4 protein-coding genes are annotated in these 1,521 nt (G+C 75.6%); all 4 read left to right on the forward strand.

What is annotated here, in order from left to right:
• The coding region (locus M0638_RS27820) for a hypothetical protein (RefSeq protein WP_248670205.1) at positions 1-208 on the forward strand (208 nt) is incomplete at its 5' end.
• Complete coding sequence (locus M0638_RS27825) at positions 205-582, forward strand: hypothetical protein (RefSeq protein ID WP_248670206.1); 378 nt, start codon at positions 205-207, stop codon at positions 580-582. The genes M0638_RS27820 and M0638_RS27825, both read left to right, overlap by 4 nt.
• Complete coding sequence (locus M0638_RS27830) at positions 579-851, forward strand: hypothetical protein (RefSeq protein ID WP_248670207.1); 273 nt, start codon at positions 579-581, stop codon at positions 849-851. The genes M0638_RS27825 and M0638_RS27830 overlap by 4 nt, the downstream gene beginning before the upstream one ends.
• Entirely contained in the window at positions 848-1,267 is a 420-nt protein-coding gene (locus M0638_RS27835; RefSeq protein ID WP_248670208.1) for a hypothetical protein, read from the forward strand. Before M0638_RS27830 ends, M0638_RS27835 begins: the two co-directional genes overlap by 4 nt.
• The last annotated feature ends 254 nt before the right edge of the window (positions 1,268-1,521 follow it).

A 1,521-nucleotide genomic window follows, 5' to 3' on the forward strand; every position in this document is an offset into this window, starting at 1 on the left:
CTGGCGCTTCGTGCCGCTGGCGCGGCTGGGCAAGTCCTATCCCGAAGGCGTGCTCGGCCTCACCTGGGGCAAGCGCGACTGGCTGGTGATCCCGCCGGAGGGCAGCCCGGAACCGGCCCGCGCCTTCAAGACGCGCGGCGAGGCGCAGCGCTGGACGACGGCGCAGATCCGCGCCGCGCGGCAGCAGGCGGCGGGAGGCGCGGCATGAGGGCCATCCTGCCCCGTCGTGCCCTGGTCAGCGTGGCCGCGCTGGCGGCGGCCCCCACGGGCGTGGCACCGACCGCCGACGCTGCACTGCTTGCCACATGCGCAGAGTATCACGCGGCTCGGGCGGAGCTTCTGGCTGCGCCTGACGATACGGCCATGGACGCGGCCGACGAGCGGCAGGACGCCGCGCGGGAGCGGCTGGTGGACCTGCCGGCCTGCACGCCGGAAGGGCTGGTGGCGAAGGCCCGTGTCATCGCCGTCGATCTGCCGCCGGCGGCCAGGGACTTCGATCTCTCGCCCGAGAACGACGAAATCCGACTGGTGCTGTCGCTGGTGCGCGACATCGTGCGGCTGTTGCCCCAGGCCGGCGCATGAGCGCCCGCCAGCATCACGGGGAGGCGCCCCACTGCGGGGCGCTTCCGCCCGAGCTGCGCCGCCTCGCCCCGGTGCTGGGCCAGCGCGCCCGCATCGAGGCCCTGGCCGCGTGGCTGATCGACCTGCTCGACCGCATGGACGGCGACGTGGAGGCCGAGCCCGACCACGACGGAGAGGAGGAGCCTGCCGAGGCGTGGGCGCAGCCGGTGCGGCTCGGCGCGGTCGAGCTGGTGCCGGCGCGGCGGATCGCGCGGAGGGCGGCGGCATGAGCATGCACGCGCCCCACCGGCGCAGCGGCGCCGTGCCTGCGGCGTCGGCGCAGCTGCCCGGAATTTCCGGGTCGCTGCCCGCGCCGGTAGTAGGGGCAGAGGATGCCCATACCGCCCCGCTGCCCACCACCGCCGGCGAGCAGGCCGAGGCCGCGATCCGCGACCGCGCCCTGGCGCTCGCCGTGATCCGACAGGCCATCGCCGACGCGACCGCGACGAAGCTCTACGACCCGCGCCGCAGCGGCGGCAACGCCCGCGCGGTCACCGCCGAGGAACGGGAAGAGGCACGGCTGTTCCTGACCGGCGGCGGGCAGTGGGCGGTGGCGCGGCGCCTCTGGTGCGATGCGGCGGGTGTCACGCCGGGGTGGTTGGAGCGGTGCGCGGCGCGGATGCCGGTGCTGGAGCCGTCGCCATGATCGGCACCATGTCCGTCATGCCGCACGTGCCGCGGCGCGCTGGCTGGGCTACGCTGCCGGTCGGCGGGGCTAGGCTGGCCCCCGAACGCCCGGAGCCTCCGCACCGGGCTGCCCCGCCGCCTCATCATGCGGAGTGCCGAGCGGAGGCGTGGGTGGGGGAAAAGAAGTGCGCCGGCGCGCCCAGGCGGACACCTCGACGTGCTTTCGGCGCACCACCGCCTGCTGGCATCGGCGCCGGTCACGTACACGCACTG

It is taken from the genome of Roseomonas acroporae, assembly GCF_023223525.1.
Classification (GTDB): Bacteria; Pseudomonadota; Alphaproteobacteria; order Acetobacterales; family Acetobacteraceae; genus Roseomonas_E; species Roseomonas_E acroporae.